Origin of the sequence: Streptomyces sp. NPDC005303, from assembly GCF_040607335.1 — a bacterium.
Taxonomy (GTDB): Bacteria; Actinomycetota; Actinomycetes; order Streptomycetales; family Streptomycetaceae; genus Streptomyces.
Genome location: NZ_JBEXGM010000010.1, coordinates 76,945 through 99,874, shown reverse-complemented (window position 1 = coordinate 99,874; position 22,930 = coordinate 76,945). Strand labels below are relative to the sequence as shown.

Below are 22,930 nucleotides of genomic sequence, written 5' to 3'. Positions count from 1 at the left end.
CATTTCAGTCCCGCTCGCCCCGCTCCTGCGCCCCTTCCGGGTCCTGTGCGCGTCCTGGGGCCGGTACGGGACGCGCCATGGGCAGCGGGCCCGGAGCGGCCGAGGCGGCGGCGGGAGCGGGCCTGCGCGGCAGCCGGGGGCGGATCAGCCGCAGCCACACCAGCACGAGCAGCGCGATCCCGGCCAGGAACGGCAGCACCGCGGCCAGCGCCATCACGATCCAGCGCAGCATGGTCACGAACGCGTCCCAGCCGCCCGCCAGCGCGTCGACGACGCCGGGGTCGTCGTCCTCCTCGGCCTTGACGACGGGCTTCTCGGACAGGGACAGGGTGATGGTGGCGAGGGTCGTGCGGTCCTTCAGGGACGCCTGGCGGGCCAGCAGCGACTCCAGGTCGGCCTGACGGGTGCTCAGTTCGCCCTCCAGGGTCACCACATCACTCAGCTTGGTCGCCTTGTCCATCAGCTCCCGGATCCGCGCCACACTCGCGCGCTGCGTCGCGATCCGGCTCTGCACGTCGACGACCTGGTCGGTGACGTCCTGCGCGTTCGCCGTGCGCTCCAGGAGCTTGCCCGCACCCTCCAGGTCGGCGAGGACCTCGTCGTACTTCTCGACGGGCACCCGCAGCACCACCTCCGTCTGCTCCTGGCCCTCCTCGTCCCGGGAGGTGGACTCCTTGCCGACGAACCCGCCCGCGTTCTCGGTGCTGGTGCGGGCCGCGGCGAGGGCCTTCGGCACGTCCTTGACCTGCACGGTCAGCGTGGCGGTGCGGATGATGTGGTTCGTGGCGGGGTTCGGCGCGGCGGTGGCCCGCTGGGCGCCCGCGCTGTTCTCGGCCCCGGCCGCGCCCTTGCTGTCGGCCTGGGAGCCGGCCCGGTCCTCCTGGGAGAGGCTGCTGCTGTCGGCGCCCGAGTCGCTCGCTCCGCTGCATCCGGTCAGCGTCAGGGCCGCGGCCAGCAGCAGCCCGGACAGGGCCTGAACGGGTCGCACGGAGCTTCGTGAACGGCGTGAACATGGTGTGCGCATGGGCGTTCCCCCGAGGGTCGTGAACAACTGACGCTCCTTCGACGCCTGAAGGGGTGCGTACGTTGGACCTCGGTGGTTCCGATGCGGTCACGGTCAGGACTCGTGAAGGACACCGGGCCGCCGGTGGACTGTCAGTGGGGTCTGAGAGGCTGGATCCATGAGCGGATCACACGTCGTCGTCATCGGAGCCGGCATCGCGGGACTCGCCGCGGCCCACCGGCTGACGCAGCGCGGTGCGCACGTCACCGTCCTTGAGGCGTCGGACCGTGTCGGCGGCAAGCTGCTGCCCGGCGAGATCGCGGGCGCGCGCGTCGACCTCGGCGCCGAGTCGATGCTGGCCCGCAGGCCGGAAGCAGTGGCCCTGGCGCGCGAGGTGGGCCTCGACGAGCGCCTCCAGCCGCCCGCCACCGCGACCGCCTCGATCTGGACCCGCGGTGCCCTGCGCCCCATGCCCAAGGGCCACGTCATGGGCGTCCCCGGCACCGCCGAGGCCCTCGCGGGAGTGCTGTCCGACGAGGGCCTCGCCCGCATCGAGCAGGACGCCGAACTGCCCCGCACAGAGGTCGGCGACGACGTGGCGGTCGGTGAGTACGTGGCGGCGCGCCTGGGCCGCGAGGTCGTCGACCGACTCATCGAGCCCCTCCTCGGCGGGGTCTACGCGGGCGACGCGTACCGCATCTCGATGCGCTCGGCGGTCCCGCAGCTCTTCCAGGTCGCCAGGACCCGCACCTCGCTCACCGAGGGCGTCCGCGAGATCCAGGCGAGGATGGCGGCGAACCAGCAGACCGGGCCCGTGTTCATGGGCATCGAGGGCGGTGTGGGCACCCTCCCGCTCGCCGTCGCCCACGCGGTCCGCGCGCGCGGCGGGGAGATCCGCACCGGCGCCCCGGTGACCGGGCTGCGCCGCGAGTCGTCCGGCGGCTGGAAGGTGGTCACCGGGGACCGCGTCCTGCACGCCGACGCCGTGATCGTCGCCGCCCCCGCCCCGGCCGCCGCGGGCCTGCTGCGCGCCGAGGCCCCCGAGGCCGCCACCGAGCTCGACACCGTGGAGTACGCCTCCATGGCCCTGGTCACCCTCGCCTACCGCCGTTCCGACACCGCCCTGCCCGCGGGCAGCGGTTTCCTCGTCCCGCCGGTCGACGGCCGCACCATCAAGGCGTCCACCTTCGCCTCCCAGAAGTGGGGCTGGATCGCCGACGAGAACCCGGACATGGTCGTCCTGCGCACCTCCGTCGGCCGCTACGGCGAGACGAGGATCCTGGAGCGCGACGACGCCGACCTGGTGGACGTCTCCCGCCACGACCTCAAGGCGGCCACCGGTCTTGACGCCACCCCTCTCGAAACCCGCGTCACCCGCTGGACCGACGGCCTGCCCCAGTACCCCGTCGGCCACCACGCGCGCGTGGAGCGCATCCGCGAGCACATCGCCAAGCTCCCCGGCCTCGCGGTGTGCGGCGCGCAGTACGACGGCGTCGGCATCCCGGCCTGCATCGCGAGCGCGTACGCGGCCGTGGACCAGATCCAGGGCGACCTGACCGCCGTAGGGGAGCTCACGGCCAACCCGGTGCAGAGTCTGCATGGCGGAGCGGGAGAATGAGACCCATGAGCAACGACGCCCCCACCCCCGAGTCCGGCAGGGTCCCGAACAAGGGCAAGCTGGCCAAGGACCTCAACGAGGTCATCCGTTACACGCTCTGGTCCGTCTTCAAGCTGAAGGACGTGCTCCCCGAGGACCGCTCCGGTTACGCGGACGAGGTCCAGGAGCTGTTCGACCAGCTCGCCGCCAAGGACGTCACGATCCGCGGCACCTACGACGTGTCCGGGCTGCGCGCCGACGCCGACGTCATGATCTGGTGGCACGCGGAGACCAGCGACCAGCTGCAGGAGGCGTACAACCTCTTCCGCCGCACCAAGCTGGGCCGCGCCCTGGAGCCGGTCTGGTCGAACATGGCGCTGCACCGCCCCGCCGAGTTCAACCGCTCGCACATCCCGGCGTTCCTGGCGGACGAGCACGCTCGCGACTACGTCAGCGTGTACCCGTTCGTCCGCTCCTACGACTGGTACCTCCTGCCCGACGAGGACCGTCGCCGCATGCTCGCCGACCACGGCAAGATGGCCCGCGGCTACCCGGACGTCCGCGCCAACACGGTCGCCTCCTTCTCGCTCGGCGACTACGAGTGGATCCTGGCGTTCGAGGCCGACGAGCTCCACCGCATCGTCGACCTCATGCGCCACCTGCGCGCCTCGGAGGCCCGTATGCACGTCCGCGAGGAGGTCCCGTTCTACACGGGCCGCCGCAAGGACCTCGGTGATCTCGTGGCGGGTCTCGCCTGATCAGCGAGTCGCCTTGCCGGCCGCCTTCCGGGATGTGGCCTTCGGCTTCGGCTCCGGGTGCGGCGAGCACGCCGCGCGCCGCACCGGGAGGCGGCCCTGAAGCAGGTAGGCGTCCAGGTATCCGTTGACGCAGGGGTTCGGGCCGCCCGCGATGCCGTGCGTGCCCGCGTCCCGCTCGGTCACCAGCACCGAGCCGGACAGCCGCCGGTGCAGCTCCAGAGCGCCGTCGTAGGGGGCCGCCGCGTCCCGCTCGGCGGCCAGGATCAGCGTCCGCGGCATCTCACCGGGCCCGGTCCGCACGTCCAGGGCCTGCTGACGGGGCGCCGGCCAGTACGCGCAGGGCAGGTTCGTCCACACGTTGTCCCACGTCTCGAACGGTGCCACCCGCGCCAGCCGGGTGTTGTCCCGGTCCCACACCCTCCAGTCCGTCGGCCAGGAGGCGTCGTTGCACTCGACGGCCGTGTACACCGCGCTCGAGTTCTCGGCCTCCTTCGCCGCCTCCTGATGCGGCCCCGCCTGCTGGATCAGCGGCTTCGGATCACCCTTGAGATACGCCGACAGGGCCTGCGCCCGGTGCGGCCAGTAGTCGTCGTAGTAACCGGCCGACAGGAACGCCTCCTGCAGCTGGCCAGGCCCGACCTTCCCGCCGGCCGGCTCGACGGCCAGCCGCGCCGCCGCCTTCTCGTAGCTTCTTAGCACCTCGTCGGCCGTGGCCCCCAGCCCGTACACGTCGTCGTGCCGGGCGACCCACTCCCGGAAGTCCGTCCAGCGCCCTTCGAAGGCGGCCGACTGATTCAGGTTGTTGCGGTACCAGATCTGTTCCGGGGCCGGGTTCACCGCCGCGTCGAAGACCATCCGCCGCACATGTGAGGGGAACAGCGTCGCGTACAGCGCGCCGAAGTAGGTCCCGTACGACGCCCCCATGAACGTCAGCCGCTGCTCGCCCAGCGCGGCCCGCAGGACGTCGAGGTCCCGGGCGTTGTTCAGGGAGGTGTAGTGGCGCAGGGCCGCGCCCGACCGTTTCGCGCATCCGCGCGCGTACGCCTTCGCCTGCGCGACGCGTTCCTTCTTGTACGACTCCGAGGGGTGCGACGGCGCCTGTGTGGGCGCCTTGAAGTAGTGCTTCGGGTCCGCGCAGGACAGTGGCGCCGAACGGCCCACCCCGCGCGGTGCGTAGCCCACGAGGTCGTACGCCGCGGCGAGCCGTTTCCACTCGGGGAGCGCGCCCACCAGCGGGAAGTACATGCCGGAGGCGCCGGGACCGCCGGGGTTGTAGACCAGGGCGCCCTGCCGGGGCACCCTGCGCTTGCTGTTGTGCGCGTCCTTGTGGGTGGCCCGCATCCGGCTGACGGTCAGTTTGATCTGTCGGCCGTCGGGGCGCGCGTAGTCGAGCGGGACGGACACCGTGCCGCACTGGACGGCGTCGGGCAGGTCCTCCGCCGTGGGACAGGCGCCGAAGCGGATTCCGGCCGTCCCGGCGCGCGCGGCGGCGATCACGGTGCCGCGGAGTTCCGCCGCGCCCGGGGCGGCCGGAGCGCCCCCGGCCGGTGCGGCGGCGAGCGTGGTCAGGAGCAGTGACGCGGCGGCCGTGTAGAGGGCGGGGGCTCTCATCGGTATCCCTTCGGTGCGCGGCAGCGACAAAAGGGATGTTTGGTTCGACTGTGAAGGAAGGCAAGCACCGCCCCGCCGGTGTCGGCCCCAATGCCTCCGTGCGCCCCCGGGTGGGCTCAGTCGCGCCGGTGCGGACGGCGGTGTTCCTCGCGGTGTCCGCCGGGCCGTGCCCCTCGCCAGTGCTCGCCGTGCGGGCCGTGGTGCTGCTCACGGTGGGCGAAGGCCGCGCGCAGACCCGGTTCGCCGATCGCGCTGATTCCGCGTACGGCGACGGAGGTGAGATACCGCCGCTCGTCCGTGCCGGCTGGGCGTCGGGTCAGGGCGCCGAGCAGTCGCTGGCCCGCCGGGGACGCCCAGCGCGAGTACGGGTGGACCTCCATGCGTGCGATGGCCAGACAGCTCATGGTCAGGGCGAGCGGCAGCGCGAACCAGAGGGCGACCAGGTGGCGCGGCATCTCCGACTGGGCGGGCGCCAGAAGGGCGATCGCGCCCAGCGCGACGACGGCCACCGCGGCCAGCCGCACCTGGTGGACGGCCGCCGCGATGCCGGAGCGGGCGCCGTCGGGCACGGCGAGCCCCGCGTCCACGAGCCGGTCGGCGAGGCTGCGCACCGCGTCCGCCGAGGCCGCGTCCGCCCGCACCGGAGCGATCCGGGACTGCCCCTCGGGCCCGATGGCCCCGATGACCGTGCGCTCCATCTCGTCCCGGCCGCGCGGATCGACGACGGTCGCCCAGCCGGTGTGGGCCAGCAGCAGCCGTCGCTGCCGGGCCATGGAGACGAGCGTCAGATCGGCGACCCGTCGCGGGCCGCCGGACAGGAACGCGGCCTCGTACAGCGTCAGATCATGTGCCCGGGTGTCCGCGTCCGCGGCCGTGTGTACGGCGGCCAGGCACAGCCGTGTACACGCGGTGCCGGCGGTGGCCCAGGCCAGCAGCAGAAGAAGAACCCAGAACATGCCGCGTTTCTATGCCAAAGGCCCTGACGGCGCCATGGGCTGTTCACGATCCGGACGGAGTGTTGTCGGTGTGTGACGTTCCGTTTGTCCGGAAGTGAACTACGACGGCACAGGGGTCGGGGGCGGGCTGGAGGCGGCCGGGGGAAGGGTGAAGGTCGGCGCGTACGGCGACGGGGTCACCGGTACGACCTGACCGGGGTCGCCCGTCGGGCCGGGTGGGGCGGGGGAGTTGGTGATCGGCGGGGTGCTGCCCGCGGCCATGTCCTGGGCCAGGGCGCCGAAGTCGACGTACCCGGTGGCCTCAAGGATCCTGATGTGGTCCAGCACGGTGGTGTTGGCGTCGTCGGCCAGGGCGCGGACCAGGGAGTTCTGGGTGCTCGCGCGGACCTCGGCGACGACGGAGAACACCCTGCCGTGCGCGAGGCGCAGGATGTTGGCGAACTGGCGGTCGTAGTCCACGCCCTGGGCCTGGTCCAGGGTGGCGAGCCACTGCTTCTGCTGGTCGTTGGGTTCGTTGGGCAGGGCGAGTCCGAGCTTTGACGCCACGTCACGCACGCGTGCGTCTAGGAACGTGTGCCCCTCCACGAGGTGCTGCCCCGCCGTCCGCACGGCCTGCGTCGTCCCCTTCACCTGCGCCTGCTGACCCGCGGGCAGCTCCCACAGTCCCGCCAGCCGCACCTTCGTGACGAACTCCCGATCCAGCGCGGAGAGCGGTCCGTACGGCGTCGTCACGGTCCCGGCCTTGAGCACGCTCAGTCCCGTGCCGGAGCGGTCGGCGTACGACCAGATCGGGATGAGCAGGGCCACGAGGGTCGCCGTCAGTCCGGCGATGATGACCCCGGTGCCGGAGAATATGCCTCGCCCCTTGACGGGCGGTCGCGGTCGCATGGTGCCTCCTGTTGCGGCACCGCACGCTAGTGAGTTTCAGGTGCGGGACTGACATATTACTGCCGGGTCCGTGCGGCTCCGCGTCGGCCGCGGGACGGTGGGGAGCCGGTCGCGCGGCTCCCCACGTGACAGGTGACCCGCGCGGAGCGTCGGCCGTGGTGCATCGCAGATCAGCCTAATATCGTGCCCTCTTGACGGCAGCGACGCCCTCGGCCACCCCTCGGGATCGCCATGCCGCAATCGGAGGACATGCGAATGGCTCAGGACGGCGACGAAGGCAGTCACACGGATGCGGATGCCGCACCACCACATGCGTCGGCCGCGCGGCGCGTGAGTCCGGTGCCGGTCGCCCGGACGCAGAACCTGCGGGTGCTCGAAGGCCGCTTCGTTCTGGAGCGGGTGTCCGACGTCCGCGAGGTCACCCCCGGATCCGGCCTGCTCGCGCTCGTGCTCGGTCCGGACGGAGGCGCGGCGATGCGACGCGACGACACCGCCGAGGACGGCTGGGCGGCGCTGTGGAACGGCGATGACGCGCACGACCCGGAGGCCACGGGGATGCTCAGCGCCATCGTCGCGCCACTCGCCGCCGGCGAACTTCCGGTCTGGACCGCCGCGAGCTACGACGGAGACCTCGTACTCGTCCCGGCGGCCCGGCTCGAGGAAGCCGTCGGCGTACTTCGCAGGGCGGGCCACCGTGTGGCCGTGTGACCGATCCGAGACAGGGGTGGCATTGCAGCCTTCACGCTGTCGGCCGCCTACCGCAGGACGGCTGGTATCCGTGGGTGCCGGAGGACGCCGAGATGCGTTCAGGCTGCGCGGCGGCGGCGACGCGGACGCGTCCATGTCGCGGGCAGGGTTCCGGCCGCACGCTTGGTGATTCTGCCGACGACCCACGTGGGCATCTTCGGGGAGTCGGCGGCACTTGCGCCGATGGTGAGTGCGTTTCCCGATGATGCGACGCGGGCAACGCCCGATCTCTTCTGAGCGACCAGATGAGGCGGTTGTCGCGTCGCTCGACGGCATGGCGGTGTTCGTCGGTCTGACGGTAGCCGCACCCGGTTGCGGACGCCTCGCCGGTCAACGGTGCCCCAGCAGAACCCTGCGCGTGGCCCGAGCCAGCCGCACCCCCGGCCTCCGGGACCTCGGTGCCGGTCCGGACCGCTCCAGCCACCACTCCCGCAGCTCCCGCCGAGCCCTCGTGTCCCCCGACTTCTCGAACAGCAACAGATGTTCGGCGAAGTCCAGCGCATCGCGCCGATATCCGTCGGTCATCGGCGCCGCCTGCGCATACGCCAGGAACGCCGGCCGATAACCCGCCCCGAGGATCACCGGCAACTCGGGCGCCACCTTCGCCACCACATCCGCCCGCTTCCCGGCGAGCGCCCGCGCCTGCACCCCCAGTCGTACCCGGTCGAACCCCTCCGGCACCGGCGTCCCCGCCACGAGCGCGGACAGCAGGGCGGTCTGGGCGAGGGCGAGCCGCTGGCGGGCGGGGCCGGTCGGGACGCCCGACGGCTCCACGGCGGCGGGCGTGCGCAACGCACCTTCGGGGGCCCGCACCCCGCCCCCCTTCGCCACCGCGTCCCGGATCGCCGCCAACTCCCCCTCCAGCTCGACCGGTTCGGGAAAGTTCTCGTCCCGCTCCAGCAGCACTCCCGGCGGCGAGACCCTGGATGCGAGGTCGGTGAGGATGTCGATGACCGGCCGGGGAACCGGGTGGGCGTGGCTGTCGTGCCACACCCCGTCCCGCTCGAACCCGCCCGCGACATGGACGTACGCGATGGCCTCCAGGGGAAGTTCGGCGAGTGCCTCGGCCGGGTCCTCGCCGCGGTTGACGTGGTTGGTGTGCAGGTTGGCCACGTCGATCAGCAGCCGTACGCCCGTCCGGTCGGCGAGGTCGTAGAGGAACTGCCCCTCGGTCATCTCCTCGCCCGGCCACGAGATCAGTGCGGCGATGTTCTCCACGGCGAGCGGCACCGGCAGGGCGTCCTGCGCGATGCGGATGTTCTCGCACAGAACGTCCAGGGCGTCCCGGGTGCGCGGGACGGGGAGCAGATGTCCTGCCTCCAGGCGCGGGGAGGCGGTCAGCGGGCCGCCCGCCCGGACGAACGCGATGTGCTCGGTGACCAGCGGCGAGCCCAGTGCCTCGGCCCGCTCGGCGAGAGCCAGGAGCCGCCCGGCGTCGGGCCGGTCCGCCCCGCCGAGGCCGAGCGAGACGCCGTGCGGCACCACGGTCACCCCGCGCTCGCGCAGCCGCCGCAGCGACTCGGGCAGGTGCCCGGGGCAGACGTTCTCGGCCACGGCCTCGACCCAGTCGATGCCCGGCATCTCCTCCACGGCGTCCGCGATCTCCGGCCGCCACCCGATCCCCGTGCCCAGTCGCTCCATGGTCCGTCCCCCTCCTCGGCCTCTCCCGACGTGACGGAGGTATGGCCCCGGGGTCCGGCCCCGAACCGCGCCGGGGGGACGTTCAGAGCAACATTTGAGGTTCGGCTGGTGGGATCACCCGTGCGTCACGCGGGGCCACGGCCAGGTGCCGCGACGAACACTCCCCGAGACCGAGGCCGAATCATGCCCGTGGCTGGCGACGTCAGACGCCTGTTCCGGGCCACGCCTCCGGTTCCCGGCCCAGCAGCCGCAGCGTCTCCGCCAGCGGTGCGACCCCCTCCGGGACCTTCAGTGCGAGCGCGAACGCGAACCCCGGCCCCCGGCCGACGGGATCGGTCGGAACGCGCCGGGCCACCGCCAGCGCCGCCCGGCACACCTCGTCGGCCAGCCGGAGCCGCACCCCTAGCGCGGCAGCCACGTCCCACGCGTGCACGACGTAGTCGACGAAGTGAAAGCCGATCGCCGTACGGCCGGTGAACCCTCCGCCCAGCTCCGGCAGCACGAACTCCCGTTCCGACGCGCCCGGTTCGGCGAACGCCACGAGCACCGCCTCCGCGGCCGCGCGATGCGCCCGAGCGGGCTCGACCGCCTCCTCCCGTTCCCGCCAGTACCCCGACTCGCCGCCCACGCCACGTGCGGCGGCCGCGAACCCGTGGTGCTGCGCGGTCATATGGGCCACCAGCCGCCGCAAGTCCCATCCCGCGCAGGGGGTGTCCCGCGCCCAGTCCCTGTCATCCCCGTCGTCCCCGCCCCGGGCCAGCTCCACCACCCGCGCAGCCTCCTGTACGGCGATCCGGTCCAGCTCGACCACATCCATCAGCGCTCCTCGGTGATCAGATCCAGGGCGTACGCCCACACGGCATCGGGATGAACCCCTCGAACTCCCGCCGCACCGAACGCAGTTGACCGCCCGCACAGCGGGTCCGCCCAGCCACAGCCACATCCCCACCGCGCCGGGAGTCGACGGCCAGGATGTGTGAGGAGTGCCCATGCCCCGACCATAAAACTAGACGAACGATCGTGCTACTAGTTTTCGCGCCGAAAGACCTCCGGCCCAGCAGTGCTTCAGCTGTCAGGCCCGCAACCGCGCGGCGATGCCCCGCCGGGCCCTGACGTAGGGCGCGTTCTCACCGTGCAGCACCGACATCGCGTTCGCCGTCTCCATCAACGCGACGACCTCGAAGGCGAGTTGCGCAGGATCGGTGTCCGCGCCCAGCTCACCCCTGGCCCTCGCCCGCTCGGCGCACCTCTCCAACTCCCCGAGCCAGGCGCGCTGTGCCTCGACGAGGGCGTCATGGACCGCTCCCTCGCGGGCGTCGAACTCGGCCATCACGCCGTAGAAGAAGCAGCCCCCCGGGAAGACGCGCTGCTCCGAATAGCGCAGCCAGCCCTCGCACAGGCCACGTAGCCGATCGACCCCGTCGGTTGCCTCGGAGACCGGCTCCAGCACCTCGGCGACGAAGATCCGCGAGGCCTCCCGCACGGTCGCCAGCTGGAGCTCCTGCTTGGAGCCGAACAGCGCGAACACCCCGCTCTTGCTCAGCTCCAGTTCCCCGGCCAGCCGCCCCACGGACAACGCCTCCAGACCCTCGACCGAGGCGATGTCGACGGCCCGTCGCAGCACGGCCCGCCGGGTGCGGTTGCCCCGCTCGACGCGCCCGTCGACCCTGGTCATCGCAGCGCCGGATGGTCCGCGACGACCGTGCAGGAGCCGGGCGCGATCTCGGTGAACCCGGCGTCGCGGACCAACGGCAGCCCGCTGACGGTGAGTTCGGCCCAGCGCCCGGGGTCCGCGGTCCGTACGGCGAGCGGGAACCCGGCGTCCCGCCAGGCGGCCCGCTCCTCGTCCGACAGTTCCCACCAGGCGAGTTGAGCGCCATGACCGGCCTGGGCCATCGCCTTGCCGGCCGACATGTCGAGGTCCGGGCTGAGCCACAGCACGGGAGCGGTCGGGTCCGCCTCGACGGGCGGTTCGGGATCGTCGAGATCGGTGCCGGAGACCTGGAGCCTGGCCAGTTCCTTGGGCCACCCGTCGAGCGGCACCGGCGGGAACACCCGCACCTCCGCCGCCTTCCCCGTCACGGTGATCCCGGCCAGCGCCTCGGCCCGTCGCCACTCGGCCCCCCGGGCCCGCCGTACGACCTTGCGGATGCGGGCGTCCTGCCAGTCCCGCACGGCCTCGGCCCACTCCCCGTCGCCGACCGAACGCTCGTCGCCGAGCATGACGAGAACGGCGCGGGCGGCGGTCTCCAGGGCGTCGGTCCGAGCGGGCGGAGCGGCCTTCTCGATACGCACGACCAGGGGCAGCACGAACTGGGGTGCCTGGTCGCGTGCGGTCGGCTCGGGGCGGAAGGGGCTGTCGGTCGAGGGCGTCACGTCGTGGCTCACCCGGACAAGCCTAAGGTCACCCCGAACAAGCCGTCCGCTGTGCCTCCTGCCACTCGCACACCGGGCACAGCGTGATCCCCTTGTACGACTCCGGGTACTCGGTCGGCTTCCGGCACAGCACGCACTCCGCGTACGGCGGCCCCTCGGCGACCGGAGGCTTCGGCATGTCGCCGATCGTGCAGTAGTCCTCGCTCATGCCTTCCAGCCTAGGACCCGATCAGTTCGGACACCTTCACGAAGCGGAACCCCCGCTCCCGCAGCTGCGGCACGACCGTCCGCACCACCCGCTCCGTCGTCGGCGCGGCGCTGCGCGTGCAGTGCATGACCACGACCGACCCCGGCCGCACCCCCTCCAGCACCTGCCGGGACACCGCCTCCGCGTCGGTCGCGAACGCGTCGCCACTCACCACGTCCCACTGGACGGCGGTCACGCCGACCGGGGTCAGCGCCTTCAGCGCACGGCGGTCGTAGCACCCGCCGGGGAAGCGGAAATACGGTCTCGCGTCGGGCACCCCCGCCTTCCGGAACGCCGCGTACGCCCGCTCCACGTCCGCCCGCATCCGGTCACCGGAGACCGTCGGCAGCCCGTAGCAGTCGGCGGTGAAGGCGTAGTGGCTGTAGGAGTGGTTGGCGATCTCGAAGAGCGGGTCCCGCCCGAGGGAGCGGGCCTGCTCCGGATACTCCTCGGCCCAGCGCCCGGTCATGAACACGGTGGCCGGTACCTTCAGGGCCCGCAGCGCCGCGATCAGCCCGGGATTGTCGAAGTGCTCGCCGGCCGCCGCCCGGGCCCCCTGGTCGGCGGTCATGTCGGCGTCGAAGGTGAGCGCGACCGTCCTGCCGTGGGTGCGGGAGCCGTTCTTGAAGACAGGGGTCAGGCCTCCGGGGCCGGGGGCGAGCGTGGGGGGTGCGGAGGTCGCGGAGGGGGCCGGGTGGGCCGGGCGAGGGGCCGCCGGGTGGGAGGTGGCGGCACAGGCCGTGAGGGCGGCGCCGAGGACACAGGCGGCGGTGACGCGTCGTACAAGAGTGATCACTGTATGAAAATAGGGCAAACTGTCTTATTTGCCGCTCACCCTGGCCGTGACGTCACCCGCTCAGATGTCCCGCTGCTCCAGCGGCTTGGTCGCCGGTCCCTGGATCACCTTGCCGTCCGTGGCGAAGCGGGACCCGTGGCAGGGGCATTCCCAGGCGTCCTCGGCTCCGTTGAAGGAGACCAGACAGCCCAGGTGGGTGCAGCGCGGGGAGACGGCGTGGAGGTTGCCGTCGTCGTCGCGGTAGACCGCGAGACGGTCGCCGTTCACGCGGACCACGGCACCCTCTCCAGGCGGGAGGGACTCCAGCGGGGGCGCCGGACGCAGGCGGTCGCCGACGAAGTGGCGGGCCACCTGGACCTGGTTCTTGAGGAAGGACGGGGCCTCCCGGACCTGGGAGAGCAGACGGCGCGGGTCGTACAGGTCGCTCCAGGCGCACTCCTCGCCGGTGATCTGGGCCGCGAGCAGGCGGCCCGCCATGATGCCGCCGCTCATGCCCCAGCCGCCGAAGCCGGTGGCGACATAGGAGTGCCGGGCCCCCGGGTGCAGCGGGCCGACCAGCGGCACCGTGTCGGTGGGGTCGTTGTCCTGGGTGGCCCAGGCGTGGGTGAGCTCGACGCCGGGGAAGTGCCGGGCGGCCCAGGCGGACAGGTCGTCGAACCGGGCCCGGGTGTCGCCCGTGCCGGGGGTGAAGTGCTCGCCGGTCACGATGAGCAGCCGCCGGTCGGCGTCCCAGGGAGCCGTACGCACCGAGCGGGTGCCCTCGTCCGGCGTGATGTACATGCCGTCCGGATCCCGCTCCCGCTCGATCGTCCCGGCGACGACCAGCTCGCGGCGCGGGGAGAGCCGGGTGAACAGCAGGGCCCGGTCGAAGATCGGGTAGTGGGTGGCGACCACGACGTCCCGGGCCGTCACCGTGGCCCGGGTGTCCGTCGACAGCCGGCACGGCTCGCCCTCGTCGAGCCCGAGGACGGCGGTGTGCTCGTGCACGGCCGCCCCGGAGGCGACGAGGTCCTCGGCGAGGGCCAGCAGGTACTTGCGCGGATGGAACTGCGCCTGCCCGGTCACCCGTACCGCGCCCGCCACCGGGAAGGGCAGCCCGGTCTCCGTCACGAACGACGCCGGCAGCCCCGCCTCCCGGGCGGCCGCCGCCTCGGCCCGCAGCTCCTCGACCCGGCTGTCGTCACGGACGTAGGTGTAGGCGCTGCGCTGCTCCCAGTCGCAGTCGACGCCCAGCTCGGCCGCGATCTCGGCGGCCCGTTCGATCGCCTCGGACTGTGAGCGGGCGTACAACCGGGCGCCCTCGGGGCCACGGGTGCGGCGAACCTTGTCGTAGATCAGTGTGTGCAGGGCGGTCAGCTTGGCGGTGGTGTGCCCGGTGACCCCGGCGGCCACCTGCCCGGCCTCCAGGACCGCCACCCGCCGCCCGGCCCGCGTCAGCTCCCACGCCGTGCTCAGCCCGGCGATACCGGCGCCGATGACGGCCACGTCGACGTCGAGATCCTTGGTCAGCGGCGGCCGGGCCCCGCCGGGTGCCGTCTCCAGCCAGTACGAGCCCTTGACATGCCGGTTCTCGGTCATGCGCCCCGAGTACCCCGGGATTCACTGTTCCAGCAGCCGCCTGCGGGCCTCCTCCACGTCGAAGTCGGCCTCCGGGTAGCGCGGGTCCAGCTCCGACAGGTGCTCCAGGAGGAGCCGGCTCACCGCCCAGTTCCGGTACCACTTGCGGTCGGCGGGGACCAGGTACCAGGGGGCGTGCGGGGTCGAGCAGCGCTCCAGGGCCAGCTCGTACGCATGCTGGTAGGCGGGCCACAGGGCGCGTTCGTCGATGTCCGCGAGGTTGAACTTCCAGTGCTTGTCCGGGCGGTCCAGGCGCTTGAGGAGACGGTCGCGCTGTTCGCCGTACGAGATGTGCAGGAAGCACTTGATGACGGTGACGCCGTCGTCGGTGAGGGACTTCTCGAAGCGGTTGATCTCGTCGTAGCGGCGCTCGATCTCCGCGGGCGGGGCCAGCGAGCGGACGCGGGCGATGAGGACGTCCTCGTAGTGCGAGCGGTCGAAGATGCCCAGTTCGCCGGCTTCCGGCAGAGCTTTCTTGATGCGCCAGAGGAAGGGGTGAGTGAGTTCCTTCGGCGTGGGGGCCTTGAAGGCGTGGATACGGCAGCCGGACGGGTTGAACAGGCCGATGACGTGCTTGACCGTGCCGCCCTTGCCGCTGGTGTCCATGCCCTGGAGCACCAGCAGGACCCGGCGCCGGTCGCCCGCCGTGCTCGCCGCCCACAGGCGTTCCTGCAGGTCGGCGAGCGGCTTGGCCAGCTCGGTCATCGCGGCCACGCCCGCCCGCTTGTGACGGGGGCCGGCCGGGGTCTCCCGGGCGTCGTGGGCGGCCAGGTCCACCGGCTTGCCGCCCGGTACGCGCAGCAGCTCGCGCAGGGCGAGATCGTCCCCGCCCTTCTTCGCCGCGCGGGTCTTCGAGCCCTTCTTCGACATGGGGCACCCCTTCCGGCCCGGGTCCGGCCCCTCGATCGTGCGCCGGGGGACCGGGGCGCGCCAGCCGTCGGGGAGGGCGGCTACCTGCGCCAGGGCCCCGTCACCGCGAAGGTCGTCCCGGGCGTGTAGCAGTTGACGTACATCGTCTGCCCGTCGGGGGAGAAGGTGACGCCGGCGAACTCGCCCCACTCCGGTGCTTCCGGGGATCCGATGTTCTGTCGGCCGCGGGCCATCGCGTAGACCTCGCCGTGCCGGGTCACGCCGAAGACGTGCTGGGCGCCGTTGCCGTCCTCGCACACCATCAGGCCGCCGCTCGGGGCGAGGCAGATGTTGTCCGGGGACTCGCCGGGCAGCTGCACGTCGGTGTCGGGGCCGAAGACGATCACCAGGGTGAGCCGGCGCGCCGAGGGGTCGTAGCGCCAGATCTGCCCGTAGTGGTCGGCGGCCGAACCGTCGGCGCTGTGCGCGAACGAGGAGACGAAGTAGACGGACTTCCCGCCCCAGTAGCAGCCCTCCAGCTTCTGGGCGTGCGTGATGCCCTTCGGGCCGAAGTCCTGGAGCCGGACGGGGGTTTCGGTGGCCAGCGGGTCCGGTACGTCGACCCACTCGATGCCCTCGAAGCAGGCGCCGGTCTCCTGGATCGCGGACAGGTCCGGTACGCCGGGCACCCGCATCGCCTGGAGCCGGCCGCCCGCGCGCAGTGAACCGAGGCCGCCCTCGGGCCTGTTGGGCAGGAAGCGGTAGAAGAGGCCGAAGGGCTTGAGGAAGGCGTCCTCGGTCTCGTAGACGATGCCGCGTCCCGGGTCGATCGCGATGGCCTCGTGCTGGAAGCGGCCCATCGCGGTCAGCGGGACCGCGCCACTTCTGTGCGGGTCCGTCGGATCGACCTCGAAGATGAAGCCGTGGTCCTTGGTGTAGCCGTTGGTGCCGGCCCTGTCCTCGGTCTCCTCGCAGGTCAGCCAGGTGCCCCAAGGGGTGGGCCCGCCCGCGCAGTTGACGGCGGTACCGGCGATGGCGACTCGCTCCGACAGCACGTTGTTGCGAGAGTCCAGCGTGAGGGCCGTACAGCCGCCCTTGCCCGCCGGGTCGTAGGTCAGACCCTCGACGGTGGGGACGGCGATGGCCGCGGTGGGGCGGTTCTCGTGGTTGCGGACCAGGTGGACGCGACCCTGTCTGCCGGGCAGCGCGGTCATGCCGTCGTGGTTGGAGGGGACCTTGCCCTCACCGGAGCGGAGCTGGTCGCCCTCGCGGGAGAGGACCTTGTGGCGGAAGCCCTTCGGGAGGTCCAGCAGGCCCTTCGGGTCGGGTACGAGGGGGCCGTAGCCGGTGTGTCCGAGAGGGTGGGCGGCGGCGGTGCCGGCGAACAGTTCGGAGAGGGCGCCGGTGAAGGCGATGCCCACGCCCAAGGCACCGGAGCGGGCCAGGACCTGACGTCGTGTTGCGGACATGGCGAAGCAACCTTCCTGCTGGCGGACAGGACTGTGACCTCGCTGTGTCTATCACCTGGGTCGGCCCGCGGGAACCACGCGCGTAGCGTGTCCCCGTCCCTCACGTCCCGGTCGGATGCTCCTGCGCCCGCTCCAGGAAGCGCAGCAGCTCCACCGGGAAGGGCAGGACGAGTGTCGAGTTCTTCTCGGCGGCCACCGCCACGACCGTCTGGAGCAGCCTGAGTTGGAGTGCGGCGGGCTGCTCGGACATCTCCTTGGCGGCCTCCGCGAGCTTCTTCGAGGCCTGGAGTTCGGCGTCGGCGTTGATGACCCGGGCCCGCCGCTCACGGTCGGCCTCGGCCTGGCGTGCCATCGACCGCTTCATCGTGTCCGGCAGCGACACGTCCTTGATCTCGACGCGGTCCACCTGCACGCCCCAGCCGACAGCCGGGCTGTCGATCATCAGTTCCAGGCCTTCGTTGAGCTTCTCGCGGTTGGAGAGCAGGTCGTCCAGCTCGCTCTTGCCGATGATCGAACGCAGGGAGGTCTGGGCCATCTGGGAGACGGCGAACTTGTAGTCCTCGACCTTGACGAGGGCGCTCGCCGCGTCGACGACCCGGAAGTAGACGACCGCGTCCACGCGCACCGTCACATTGTCCCGGGTGATGCCCTCCTGGGCCGGCACCGGCATCGTGACGATCTGCATGTTCACCTTGTGGAGCCGGTCCACGAACGGCACGATCGCCGTGAAGCCGGGCTCGCGCACCTCGCCCCCGAGCCGTCCGAGGCGGAAGACCACCCCGCGCTCGTACTGCTTGACGACCCTGGCCGCCGCCGCGAGGTAGACGACCCCCGCGGAACCGACCGCCACGGCCGCCGTCACCAGTTCCTGGAGCATTCCGACCTCCTCGTCCAGAGGTCCGTATGTCTGCTCCTGCAACGATATGCCCGGTGCCCGGTCCGGGGCCACGACAGGCCCCTGACCGGGCTGAGAGCACTACGGGGCGGTGGCCTTCGCCAGCTCCGGTTCCGTGACCCGCACGGGTTCCGTGCCGACCGCACTGTGCCGCTCGGCCCAGTTCTCCAGGGCCGTACGGCAAGCGTGGTCCAGGTGGTGCAGACCGGAGAGGTCCAGCTCCACGGGCCGGTCCTGGGGCAGCGACTCCAGGCTGTCGAGGATCTTCGGCAGCCTCAGGAAGGTCGCGTTGCCCGACAGGTGCGCCTGGATCGGGCCCGCGCCCTTGTCGACGATCTCCAGCTTGAGGTGCGAGGCCTCCCACGCGGTCTTGACGACCGACAGGGCCAGACCGATCAGCACGCCCTCGAACATGTTCACCGCGACGATCGAGACGGCCGTGGCGACCAGGATCAGCGCCTCACCGCGGTGGCCGCGCCACAGCGACACGATCTCCCGGAAGGGGATCAGCTTGAAGCCCGCGTGGACCAGGATGCCGGCGAGCGCGGGCAGCGGGATCAGCGCCAGCGTCGAGGGCAGCAGGGCCGCGAACAGCAGCAGCCACACGCCGTGCATGACCCGGGACGCCTTGGTCTTCGCGCCCGCCTGGACGTTGGCGGAGCTGCGCACGATGACCGCGGTCATGGGCAGCGCGCCGAGCGCGCCGCACACCGTGTTGCCCACGCCCTGGGCCATGAGCTCCTTGTCGTACTCGGTGCGCGGACCGTCGTGCAGCCGGTCCACGGCCGCGGCGCTGAACAGGCTCTCGGCGGAGGCGATCAGGGTGAAGGCGATGATCGTGCCGAAGATGGCGGGACTGGCCAGCTCACCGAAGGCGTCCATGCCGGGCGGCTGGACGGAGGCCAGCAGGCCGTTCACCTCGACGGTGGCTATGGACAGGCCGAAGACCTGGGTGACCAGGGTGGCCAACAGGACCGCGGCGAGCGCGCCGGGCACGGTCTGTGCCTTCTTCGGCAGCTTCTTCCACAGCACGAGCACCGCGATGGTGCCCGCGCCGACGGCGAGCGAGAGGAGGGCCGTGGTGCTGCCGAGCGCGTCGACGACGGCGCCGGGCAGGCCCAGGATCTTGTCGAGTCCGGAGGCGGGAGCCTTCAGACCGGCCGCCGAGTACAGCTGGCCCGCGATGATCACGAGACCGATACCGGCCAGCATGCCCTCGACGACCGAGACGGATATCGCCCGGAACCAGCGCCCCAGTTTCAGGGCGCCCATCGCGAGCTGGAGCAGTCCGGCGGAGAGGACGATCACACCCAGCGCGGGCAGCCCGAACTCGTTGACCGCCTCGAAGACGAGCACGGTCAGACCGGCCGCGGGCCCGGAGACCTGGAGGCTGCTGCCGCGCATCAGACCGGTGACGATGCCGCCGACTATGCCGGTGATGAGGCCGAGCTCCGCCGGTACACCGGAGGCGACGGCCACGCCCACGCAGAGCGGGAGTGCGACCAGGAAGACGACCAGGGAGGCGGCGAAGTCCTGCCGCAGGTGAGGGTACTTGGTCATCATGGCGATCACAGACCCTCGAACGCGTCGGTCTCGGCGCGGTGGACGCGCACCGCGCCCGTGTGCACCTCGTAGTACCAGGCGTGCAGGGTCAGTCGGTCCTCCGCCAGCTTCTTGTCGATGAACGGGTAGGACCGCAGGCGCAGCACCTGGGCCAGGACGTGGTTCTGCACGCCCTCGGCCACTTCCGGGTCCTCGGTCGTGCCGGACGGGCGCGGGGTGGCGTGATTGAGCCAGTCGCGCACGGCCGGGACGGCGTCCAGGTCGTCGCCGCGGACCAGGGCGCCGACGGCGCCGCAGTGCGAGTGCCCGCAGACCACGATGTCGCGGACGCCCAGCACCTCCACGGCGTACTCGATGGTGGCCGCCTCGCTGGTGGGGTGCTCCGAGGCGTAGGGGGGAACGATGTTGCCCGCGGTGCGCAGCTCGAAGAGCTCGCCCGGGCGGGCGCCCGTGATCAGGGCCGGGACGACCCTGGAGTCCGAGCAGGTGATGAACAGAACCTGGGGGGACTGGCCTTCGGCCAGCTTGGCGAACTCCTCAGGGCGCTGTCCGAACGTACGGGCGTTGTCGATGAGGGGCTGCATGTGGTGACTCCTCCTGGCGCGCCGTGGGGGCGCGTCGGGTTACCTGGCGCGCCGAAGGGCGCGTCGGCTTACATGACAGGTGGGGGAACAGAGGTGGGGCACTGCTCTGCTGTCAGCAGCGGAAAACCTGAAGTGCCGCCGGAGCATGGGCTGTCGAGGGTCTCGACAGGGGGAACGCGCCTGCTGCGACCCGCTCGGGCGGGGCCGTCGGCTCCTCGGCCGACAGTGAGCGCTCGGGCCCCTCGGGGGCGAAGTCGACGGCGCGGTGCCGGTCGCGGGTGCGCAGGGGGCCGGTCGGGCCCCCGACGTGGTTGCAGTGGCGCTTGCCGGAGGCTTCGGCGCGTGAGGCCTTGCCGGAGAACTTGGTCCCGGCCTGAGCCTTGGCCTCAGCCTGACGGCCTGTGTGCGCGGTTGCGAATTCCTCGGTGGACACGAAGAAAGGGAGCGCCAGAAGAACGGCGGCGAGGGCCGCTACCACGGTCCGTACCGTCGCACCTCGGAACACGCGTCCCCCTCTCGATGGTTCACACTTCTAGCCCAGACCAACCGTTGGTCAACGGCTGGTCAAGAAACACCTTAGCTCGGCAAAGTTGTTTGCAGGGTTAACTTAACGTTTCCGGCTGAAGAGAGGCTGAAGCGAGCCGGGTCGCTGACGCGAACTGGCCCTTGACGTGCGAGGTTTCGCTGTGATTAAGCGACAAGACCCTTCGCGTCGCGCGCCAGCGCGGTCAGCCGGGATATCGCGCGGAAGTACTTCTTGCGGTAGCCGCCGTTCAGCATCTCCTCGCTGAACAGGCGGTCGAAGGGCAGTCCGGAGGCCAGCACCGGTATCTCGCGGTCGTAGAGACGGTCCGCGAGCACCACGAGCCGCAGCGCCGTCGACTGGTCCGGCACCGGCTGCACGTCGGTGAGGCAGACCGCCCCGAGGCCGTCGGTCAGGGCGCCGTAGCGGCTCGGGTGGACCCTGGCGAGGTGGGCCAGCAGCCTCGGGAAGTCGTCGAGCGAGGCGCCCTCGGTGGCGTACGCCGCCTTGGTGACCTCCTCGTCGGTGAACGGCGCCGGGGCCTCGGGCAGCCCGCGGTGGCGGTAGTCCTCGCCGTCGATGCGCAGCGGGCGGAAGTGCGCCGACAGGCCCTGGATCTCGCGCAGGAAGTCCACGGCCGCGAACCGGCCCTCGCCGAGTTTGCCCGGCAGCGTGTTGGAGGTGGCGGCGAGCGCCACGCCCGCGTCGACCAGCTTGCCGAGCAGGGTGGAGACCAGGACGGTGTCGCCCGGGTCGTCCAGCTCGAACTCGTCGATGCACAGCAGGCGGTGGCCGGAGAGCGTCTGGACCGTCTTCTGGAAGCCGAGGGCGCCGACCAGGTTGGTCAGCTCGACGAAGGTGCCGAAGGCCTTCAGGGAGGGTTCGGCGGGGGTGGCGTGCCAGAGGGAGGCCAGCAGATGGGTCTTGCCGACGCCGTAACCGCCGTCGAGGTAGACGCCGCGGGGGCCCGCCGGGGTCTTCGGGGTCCTGGCCCTGCCGAACCCGAGGAAGCCGCGCTTGCCGCCGCCGACCGCGTGCGCGCCGCCGAGACCCGCCGCGAAGCCCGCAAGGACCCGGACGGCCTCGGTCTGGCTGGGCTGGTTCGGGTCCGGGATGTACGTGTCGAAACGCACCGAGTCGAACCGCGGCGGCGGCACCATCTCGGCGACCAGCCGGTCCGCGGGGACGTGCGGCTCACGGTCGCACAGGGACGGCGGGGCGGTGTCGGTCATCGAACCGGACCCGGACGCGGCGGGGGAAGTAGACACGGTTCACCATGCTAAGCGCCGTGCCACACTGCACGACATGCGACGCCTGTTCCCTGTGACCGACGAGACAGCGATCCGGAGCTCCGAGGGGGAGACCGGCCATGACTGGAGCCTCGACGAGCTGGCCGCCGCCTACGCGTACCCCGAGCTCGGACCCGGACCCGGGACCCCCGAGGTGTGGCTGCGCGCCAACATGGTTTCCACGCTGGACGGGGCCGCCCAGCACGACGGCCGGTCGCACCCCATCTCCACCGCGACCGACATGCGGATCTTCGGGACGCTACGGGCCCTGGCGGACGTGGTGATCGCCGGTGCGGAAACGGTCCGGCAGGAGGGGTACCGGCCCGCACGCGTGCGTGACGAGTTCGCTGCGATGCGGGAGGCGGCCGGACAGGGCCCGGTCCCGGCGATCGCGGTGATCACCGCGAGCCTGGACCTGGACTTCTCGCTCCCGCTCTACACCTCGCCCCTGGTGCCCACGCTGATCCTCACCGGCGCCGCGGCGGCCCCGGACCGGATCGCCGCGGCCGAGAAGGCGGGCGCGCGGGTGGTGATCGCCGGGGACGGCGTCGGCGTGGACCCCGCGCGAGCCGTACGGGCGCTCGCCGAGCTGGGACACACCCGGCTGCTGACCGAGGGCGGACCCCGGCTGCTCGGGCAGCTGGTGGCCGCCGGGGTGCTCGACGAGCTCTGTCTGACCCTGTCCCCGATGCTCACCGCGGGGGACGCGCAGCGGATCGCCGGAGGGCCCTCGGTGGCGGTCCCGGCGCGGTTCGCACTGGACTCCCTGCTGGAGGAGGACGGATTCCTCTTCAGCAGGTATCGCAGGCCGTGACCGTCCGGGCGCGGGTTCGATCGGTACCGCCGAGGCCGACCTTGGCGGAATCTGCCGTTCCGATTAGCTTCCGGCGGGCACACTGAATCCGGCAGTACCCGTGCGATCACGGGGCAGGATGGTTTCCGCAGCGAGCAGAGAAGGGGACGCCCGGTGTTCACAAGCGTTTTGATGATCGAGAAGGCCCTGACGTCCGCCGACGTGGACTTCGTCACCACTTTGCACGGCGACGAGTCGGTCGCGTTCCATGTGCTGCTCCAGCCGCGGGGGGACCAGGCCGACCGGCTGCTGCGGGCCATCGACGACGTGGCGCTGGGCGAGCTGGACGAGGCCGTACGGGAGCGGGAGACGCCCGAGGGCGACGCGGCGAAGGGCGTGGGGGAGCGAGCCCTGGAGGTGTCCCTGCAGGCGCTCAGAGCCTCCGGGAGCGAGGCGGAGGGGCGGCTCATCGAGGACCACCCCCTGGACGCGCTCAAGGCCCTGGTCGGCGAGATCGGCGCGGACGAGGTGATCGTGCTGACCGACCCCCACTACGTCGAGGAGTTCTTCCACCGCGACTGGGCGTCCCGGGCCCGTCACAAGGTGGGCGTACCGGTGCTGAAGCTGTTCTCGCACAGCAAGGCGTAGCCCTGCCGCCGGGCCGGACCCTCACGGTGGGGACGGTCCCGCGCCCCTGGGGCCGGGCACGCGCCCGTACGCAATAGGCT

23 protein-coding genes are annotated in these 22,930 nt (G+C 71.9%); 5 read left to right on the top strand and 18 right to left on the bottom strand.

Annotated elements, in window-relative coordinates:
- Nucleotides 1-4: 4 nt before the first annotated feature.
- Nucleotides 5-1,024 (bottom strand): DUF4349 domain-containing protein, encoded by a 1,020-nt coding sequence (locus ABZT93_RS17195; protein WP_356105045.1) that lies wholly within the window; start codon nt 1,022-1,024, stop codon nt 5-7.
- Between the two features lie 157 nt (nt 1,025-1,181).
- Here ABZT93_RS17195 and hemG point away from each other — a divergent pair, with 157 nt between their 5' ends.
- Nucleotides 1,182-2,621, top strand: coding sequence for a protoporphyrinogen oxidase (gene hemG, locus ABZT93_RS17190; RefSeq protein WP_356105042.1), 1,440 nt, complete (start codon nt 1,182-1,184; stop codon nt 2,619-2,621).
- Between the two features lie 5 nt (nt 2,622-2,626).
- Nucleotides 2,627-3,358 (top strand): hydrogen peroxide-dependent heme synthase, encoded by a 732-nt coding sequence (gene hemQ / locus ABZT93_RS17185; protein ID WP_356105040.1) that lies wholly within the window; start codon nt 2,627-2,629, stop codon nt 3,356-3,358.
- Here hemQ and ABZT93_RS17180 read toward each other — a convergent pair whose 3' ends face one another.
- The 3 genes from ABZT93_RS17180 to ABZT93_RS17170 form a co-directional block, all read right to left on the bottom strand.
- Nucleotides 3,359-4,969 (bottom strand): alpha/beta hydrolase, encoded by a 1,611-nt coding sequence (locus ABZT93_RS17180; protein ID WP_356105037.1) that lies wholly within the window; start codon nt 4,967-4,969, stop codon nt 3,359-3,361. It abuts the gene before it with no gap.
- 116 nt (nt 4,970-5,085) lie between these two features.
- Entirely contained in the window at nt 5,086-5,925 is an 840-nt protein-coding gene (locus tag ABZT93_RS17175; protein ID WP_356105035.1) for a TIGR04222 domain-containing membrane protein, read from the bottom strand.
- 99 nt (nt 5,926-6,024) lie between these two features.
- Nucleotides 6,025-6,813 (bottom strand): DUF4142 domain-containing protein, encoded by a 789-nt coding sequence (locus ABZT93_RS17170; RefSeq protein WP_356105032.1) that lies wholly within the window; start codon nt 6,811-6,813, stop codon nt 6,025-6,027.
- A gap of 255 nt (nt 6,814-7,068) precedes the next feature.
- Between ABZT93_RS17170 and ABZT93_RS17165 the strand changes: the two genes are divergently transcribed.
- Nucleotides 7,069-7,521, top strand: coding sequence for an ACT domain-containing protein (locus tag ABZT93_RS17165; RefSeq protein WP_356105030.1), 453 nt, complete (start codon nt 7,069-7,071; stop codon nt 7,519-7,521).
- 369 nt (nt 7,522-7,890) lie between these two features.
- Here ABZT93_RS17165 and ABZT93_RS17160 read toward each other — a convergent pair whose 3' ends face one another.
- The 14 genes from ABZT93_RS17160 to zapE all read right to left on the bottom strand — a co-directional run bounded on the left by ABZT93_RS17160 (nt 7,891) and on the right by zapE (nt 21,352).
- Nucleotides 7,891-9,201, bottom strand: coding sequence for a DUF692 domain-containing protein (locus ABZT93_RS17160; RefSeq protein WP_356105027.1), 1,311 nt, complete (start codon nt 9,199-9,201; stop codon nt 7,891-7,893).
- Between the two features lie 202 nt (nt 9,202-9,403).
- Nucleotides 9,404-10,018: a TIGR03086 family metal-binding protein gene (locus ABZT93_RS17155; RefSeq protein WP_356105024.1), complete on the bottom strand. Its 615-nt coding sequence runs from the start codon at nt 10,016-10,018 to the stop codon at nt 9,404-9,406.
- A gap of 255 nt (nt 10,019-10,273) precedes the next feature.
- A complete protein-coding gene (locus ABZT93_RS17150) occupies nt 10,274-10,876 on the bottom strand; it encodes a TetR/AcrR family transcriptional regulator (protein ID WP_356105021.1) in 603 nt (200 codons plus the stop codon).
- On the bottom strand, nt 10,873-11,589 hold the full coding sequence (locus ABZT93_RS17145; protein WP_356105018.1) for an aminoacyl-tRNA hydrolase: 717 nt from the start codon (nt 11,587-11,589) through the stop codon (nt 10,873-10,875). Before ABZT93_RS17145 ends, ABZT93_RS17150 begins: the two co-directional genes overlap by 4 nt.
- 16 nt (nt 11,590-11,605) lie before the next feature.
- Complete coding sequence (locus ABZT93_RS17140) at nt 11,606-11,785, bottom strand: hypothetical protein (RefSeq protein WP_356105016.1); 180 nt, start codon at nt 11,783-11,785, stop codon at nt 11,606-11,608.
- Nucleotides 11,786-11,795: 10 nt separating this feature from the next.
- Nucleotides 11,796-12,620: a polysaccharide deacetylase family protein gene (locus ABZT93_RS17135; protein WP_356105013.1), complete on the bottom strand. Its 825-nt coding sequence runs from the start codon at nt 12,618-12,620 to the stop codon at nt 11,796-11,798.
- Nucleotides 12,621-12,680: 60 nt separating this feature from the next.
- Entirely contained in the window at nt 12,681-14,198 is a 1,518-nt protein-coding gene (locus ABZT93_RS17130; protein WP_356105011.1) for an FAD-dependent oxidoreductase, read from the bottom strand.
- Nucleotides 14,199-14,219: 21 nt separating this feature from the next.
- Complete coding sequence (locus ABZT93_RS17125) at nt 14,220-15,107, bottom strand: polyphosphate kinase 2 family protein (RefSeq protein WP_356105008.1); 888 nt, start codon at nt 15,105-15,107, stop codon at nt 14,220-14,222.
- An 80-nt stretch (nt 15,108-15,187) separates the two neighbouring features.
- Nucleotides 15,188-16,555, bottom strand: a complete 1,368-nt coding sequence (locus ABZT93_RS17120) for a PhoX family protein (protein WP_356105005.1) — start codon at nt 16,553-16,555, stop codon at nt 15,188-15,190.
- Nucleotides 16,556-16,655: 100 nt separating this feature from the next.
- Nucleotides 16,656-17,432, bottom strand: a complete 777-nt coding sequence (locus ABZT93_RS17115) for a slipin family protein (RefSeq protein WP_356105002.1) — start codon at nt 17,430-17,432, stop codon at nt 16,656-16,658.
- A 99-nt stretch (nt 17,433-17,531) separates the two neighbouring features.
- Nucleotides 17,532-19,013: a SulP family inorganic anion transporter gene (locus tag ABZT93_RS17110; RefSeq protein WP_356104999.1), complete on the bottom strand. Its 1,482-nt coding sequence runs from the start codon at nt 19,011-19,013 to the stop codon at nt 17,532-17,534.
- A gap of 5 nt (nt 19,014-19,018) precedes the next feature.
- Entirely contained in the window at nt 19,019-19,597 is a 579-nt protein-coding gene (locus tag ABZT93_RS17105; protein WP_356104996.1) for a carbonic anhydrase, read from the bottom strand.
- A gap of 112 nt (nt 19,598-19,709) precedes the next feature.
- Complete coding sequence (locus tag ABZT93_RS17100; RefSeq protein ID WP_356104993.1) at nt 19,710-20,102, bottom strand: hypothetical protein; 393 nt, start codon at nt 20,100-20,102, stop codon at nt 19,710-19,712.
- A gap of 185 nt (nt 20,103-20,287) precedes the next feature.
- Entirely contained in the window at nt 20,288-21,352 is a 1,065-nt protein-coding gene (zapE, locus tag ABZT93_RS17095) for a cell division protein ZapE (RefSeq protein ID WP_356105354.1), read from the bottom strand.
- A 73-nt stretch (nt 21,353-21,425) separates the two neighbouring features.
- Here zapE and ABZT93_RS17090 point away from each other — a divergent pair, with 73 nt between their 5' ends.
- The gene (locus ABZT93_RS17090; RefSeq protein WP_356104991.1) at nt 21,426-22,223 is read left to right on the top strand and encodes a pyrimidine reductase family protein; all 798 of its coding nucleotides are present in this window, start codon (nt 21,426-21,428) and stop codon (nt 22,221-22,223) included.
- Between the two features lie 153 nt (nt 22,224-22,376).
- On the top strand, nt 22,377-22,850 hold the full coding sequence (locus tag ABZT93_RS17085) for an indole-3-glycerol phosphate synthase (protein ID WP_356104988.1): 474 nt from the start codon (nt 22,377-22,379) through the stop codon (nt 22,848-22,850).
- The last annotated feature ends 80 nt before the right edge of the window (nt 22,851-22,930 follow it).